Below are 4,119 nucleotides of genomic sequence, written 5' to 3'. Positions count from 1 at the left end.
CCGGCCAGCGCCGCCCGCGCGGCCTCGGCGAGTTCCATCGCCGACTGGTAACGATGTTCGGCGTCCTTGGCCATGCCCCGGGCGACCACCGCGTCGAGGGCGGGCGGCACGCCGGCCGCGGTCGTCGACGGTCGCGGCGGCGGGGTGTTCAGGTGCGCGTTGAGTTGTTCCTCGAGGCTCTCGCCGGCGTAGGGACGCTTGCCGGTCAGGCACTCGTGCAGCACGCAGGCCAACGAATACACGTCGGCGCGGTGATCCGTTGTGCCCCTGAACCGCTCGGGCGCCATGTAGGCGACGGTGCCCATCGTGTGCCCGGTCTGGGTGAGCGACGTGTCGGCCAGGGTGCGGGCGATGCCGAAGTCGATCAGGTAGACGAAGTCTCGCGCGTTGGTGACCAAGATGTTCTTCGGCTTGATGTCGCGATGGATCAGCCCGACCTGGTGGGCGCTATCCAGCGCCGCGGCAACCTGTTCGATCACCGCGACCGCGCGCTCGGGGGACAGGCGCCCGCCGTTTTCGTCGATGTACTGCAGCAGGTCGCGGCCCTCGATCAGCCGCATGTCGACGTAGAGCCGGCCGTCGATCTCGCCGTACCCGTGGATGGGCACCACGTGGGGGTCGTTGAGGCTCGCGGCGATGCGCGCCTCGCGGCGGAAGCGTTGCTGAAATTCCTGATCCTCGGCCAGGTTCGGGGGCAGCACCTTCAGCGCGACGACGCGGTCGGTGGCGTCGTCATAGGCGCGGTAGACCTGACCCATGCCGCCGCGCCCCAGAACGTCCAGCAATTGGTAGTGCCCGAAAGACTCTGTCCCCACGCAACGACCTTAAGCGGTGGACCGCCGGTAGGTCGCGCGATTCCCGTCGAATCGGCGGCGTTGCGCCGCTTGGCTTTAGTCGAGCGACTGCTAGTCGAGCGACTGCTAGTCGAGCAGCAGCGAGGTGATGGTGACCTCGGACGCCGGTGCGCCGTCCTCACCGCCGCCGGCGACCCCGGCTTTGGCGATCTTGTCCAGCGTGGCCAGGCCGTCGGCCTGGATGGTGCCGAAGACCGTGTACTGGGGCGGCAGTTGGGAGTCCTTGTACACCATGAAGAACTGGCTGCCGTTGGTGCCGGGCCCGGCGTTGGCCATCGCCAGCGTGCCCCGCGGATACAGCACCGGCTGTTGCGCCTTCGGGTCGTTCGGTGGGTACTGATCGGTCGGGTACTCGTTGGCGAACTGGTAGCCCGGACCGCCGGTGCCGTCGCCCTTGGGGTCGCCGCACTGCAACACGCCCAGGTCCGCCGAGGTGGTCAACCGGTGGCATTTGGTGTTGTCGAAGTATTTCTGGCCGATCAGGCTCGCGAAACTGTTTACCGTGCAAGGTGATTCGTTGTTCGCGAGCATCAGTCCGATGCGGCCCTGATTGGTCACCATGCTGGCGCTCACCTGAGCGGGGTCCGTCGGCACCTTGCCGGTGCGCGGCGGCTTCACCGGCTTGGCGGCCGGCTCCGGCGAGGCCGGGTACTGGCAGTTGGCGCCCAGGTCGGCCGACGGCTTGAAGGCCGGCAACGGCGGAACGGGTGGCGTCGGCCCGGCGGGCGTCGTCGACTCCGGGGAGCCGGTCGCGGCGGACGAGGTGGTGCTCGCCGCGGTGTTGCTCTTGTGCTCGTGCTTGTTGTTGACGACCGCGAGCGCCACCGCGACGACCACGGCCACGGCCACGATCGCGCCGGCGGCGATCAACACGATCCGCCGAGTCTTGGCCTGCTTGGCGCGGCGCTCCAGCTGCCGCTCGAGCTTGCGCTTGGCGTTGGCGCGTCGTTGTTCGTTGGTCGGCACGGCCGTATGCCTCCATGGTCGGTGGGTCGGGGCCCGCAAAAGGCGTCGGTGGCCAGCCCAGGCTAATGTGGGCGCCGCGACCAGTGTCAAGTGGGGCCCGTGGGAAACTGGGAAACGTGTTGATCACCGGATTTGCCGCCGGCATGTTGCAGTGCAACTGCTATGTGCTGGCCGAACGGCAGGGAACGGACGCCGTCATCGTGGATCCGGGGCAGCGGGTGATGGGCCCGTTGCGGCGAATCCTCGACGAAAATCGGCTGACCCCGGCCGCGGTGTTGCTCACCCACGGGCACATCGACCACATGTGGTCGGCGCAGAAGGTGTCCGACACCTACGGCTGCCCGACCTTCATCCATCCCGAGGACCGGTTCATGCTGAAAGACCCGATCTACGGCCTGGGCCCGCGGGTGGCGCAGCTGGTGGCGGGCGCCTTCTTCCGCGAGCCCAAGCAGGTCGTCGAGCTGGACCGCGACGGCGACAAGCTCGACCTGGGCAGCGTCACCGTCAACGTCGACCACACCCCGGGCCACACCCGCGGGTCGGTGGTCTTCCGGGTGTCGTCCGACAAGGACGACAAGGACTATGTGTTCAGCGGCGACACCCTGTTCGAGCGCTCGGTGGGCCGCACCGACCTGCACGGCGGCAGCGGCCGCGACCTGCTGACCTCGATCGTGAACAAGCTCCTGGTCCTCGACGACGACACCGTGGTGTTGCCGGGGCACGGCAACGCCACCACCATCGGCGCCGAGCGGCGTTTCAACCCGTTCATCGAGGGCCTGAGCCCGTGAGCGAGTTCGTCGCACCCAAGGGGGTGCCCGACTACGTCCCGCCGGACTCGGCACAGTTCGTGGCCGTGCGGGACGGGCTGCTGGGCGCCGCCCGCCGCGCCGGCTACGGCGACATCGAGCTGCCCATCTTCGAAGACACCGCCCTGTTCGCCCGCGGCGTCGGCGAGTCCACGGACGTGGTGTCCAAGGAGATGTACACGTTCGCCGACCGCGGCGACCGCTCCGTCACGCTGCGGCCCGAGGGCACCGCCGGGGTGGTGCGCGCGGTGATCGAGCACGGCCTGGACCGCGGCGCCCTGCCGGTCAAGCTCTGCTACGCGGGGCCCTTTTTCCGCTACGAGCGTCCGCAGGCGGGCCGTTACCGGCAGCTCCAACAGGTCGGCGTCGAGGCGATCGGTGTCGACGATCCGGCGCTGGACGCCGAGGTGATCGCCGTCGCCGACGCCGGCTTCCGCTCGCTGGGCCTGGACGGGTTCCGGCTGGAGATCACCTCGCTGGGCGACGATAGCTGCCGCCCGCAGTATCGGGAACTGTTGCAGGAGTTCCTCTTCGGCCTCGACCTCGACGACGAGACGCGCAGGCGCGCGGAGATCAACCCGCTGCGGGTGCTCGACGACAAGCGGCCCGGGGTGCGGGCCATGACGGCCGACGCCCCGGTGTTGCTCGACCACCTGTCCGACGTCGCCAAGCAGCACTTCGACACGGTGCTGGCCCACCTCGACGCGCTCGGCGTGCCCTACGTGATCAACCCGCGGATGGTGCGCGGCCTGGACTACTACACCAAGACCACCTTCGAGTTCGTGCACGACGGCCTGGGCGCGCAGTCCGGCATCGGCGGCGGCGGGCGCTACGACGGTCTGATGCGCGAGCTCGGCGGACAAGACCTGTCCGGCATCGGGTTCGGGCTGGGCGTGGACCGCACCCTGCTGGCGTTGCGCGCCGAGGGCAAGAGCGTGGGGGAGACGGCCCGCTGCGACGTGTTCGCGGTGCCGCTGAGCGAACAGGCCAAGCTGCAGCTGGCCGTGCTGGCCGCGCGGCTGCGCGCCGCCGGCGCCCGGGTCGACATGGCCTACGGCGACCGCGGCCTCAAGGGGGCGATGCGCGCGGCCGACCGTTCCGGCGCCCGCGTCGCGCTGGTCCTCGGCGACCGCGACATCGAGGCCGGCACGGTCGGGGTGAAGGACCTCACCACGGGTGAGCAGGTTTCGGTGCCCGCCGATTCCGTTGCCGCCCAAGTTCTTTCGCAACTGCGCCGGTAGTAGGCGCGCGGTACGGCCGCCGCGCTATTTCTTGCTCGGAATGACGATGACGACGATCAATGTCAGGATCGAGAAGAACAGCCCGAGAAGGCCCCAGCCGAGCGGATTGCGGCCCTTCGTCATGGCGATGATCGCGCAGACAATTGCGGCGATCACGCTGCCGATGGCGACGAAAATCCCCTTGATGCCGCGCAGGATAAAGCCCGCCGCGACGGGGTCCGCACTCGCCAAGATCACTTGGTGCAGCATGCC

General features: G+C 69.1%; 5 protein-coding genes. 2 read left to right on the top strand and 3 right to left on the bottom strand.

Features of this window, described 5'->3' with window-relative positions:
* Positions 1-758, bottom strand: a 758-nt coding sequence (locus HMPREF0591_RS27235; protein ID WP_157137588.1) for a serine/threonine-protein kinase, incomplete at its 3' end; no start/stop codon positions are given.
* A gap of 162 nt (positions 759-920) precedes the next feature.
* Positions 921-1,820: a peptidylprolyl isomerase gene (locus tag HMPREF0591_RS27230; protein WP_007171998.1), complete on the bottom strand. Its 900-nt coding sequence runs from the start codon at positions 1,818-1,820 to the stop codon at positions 921-923.
* Between the two features lie 116 nt (positions 1,821-1,936).
* Here HMPREF0591_RS27230 and HMPREF0591_RS27225 point away from each other — a divergent pair, with 116 nt between their 5' ends.
* The gene (locus HMPREF0591_RS27225) at positions 1,937-2,608 is read left to right on the top strand and encodes an MBL fold metallo-hydrolase (RefSeq protein WP_007171997.1); all 672 of its coding nucleotides are present in this window, start codon (positions 1,937-1,939) and stop codon (positions 2,606-2,608) included.
* Complete coding sequence (gene hisS / locus HMPREF0591_RS27220; protein WP_007171996.1) at positions 2,605-3,867, top strand: histidine--tRNA ligase; 1,263 nt, start codon at positions 2,605-2,607, stop codon at positions 3,865-3,867. Before HMPREF0591_RS27225 ends, hisS begins: the two co-directional genes overlap by 4 nt.
* 24 nt (positions 3,868-3,891) lie before the next feature.
* Here hisS and HMPREF0591_RS27215 read toward each other — a convergent pair whose 3' ends face one another.
* Positions 3,892-4,116, bottom strand: coding sequence for a hypothetical protein (locus HMPREF0591_RS27215; RefSeq protein ID WP_040624228.1), 225 nt, complete (start codon positions 4,114-4,116; stop codon positions 3,892-3,894).
* Positions 4,117-4,119: the final 3 nt, after the last annotated feature.

It is taken from the genome of Mycobacterium parascrofulaceum ATCC BAA-614, from assembly GCF_000164135.1.
GTDB lineage: Bacteria > Actinomycetota > Actinomycetes > Mycobacteriales > Mycobacteriaceae > Mycobacterium > Mycobacterium parascrofulaceum.
This window is presented reverse-complemented; position numbering and strand designations above follow the sequence as displayed.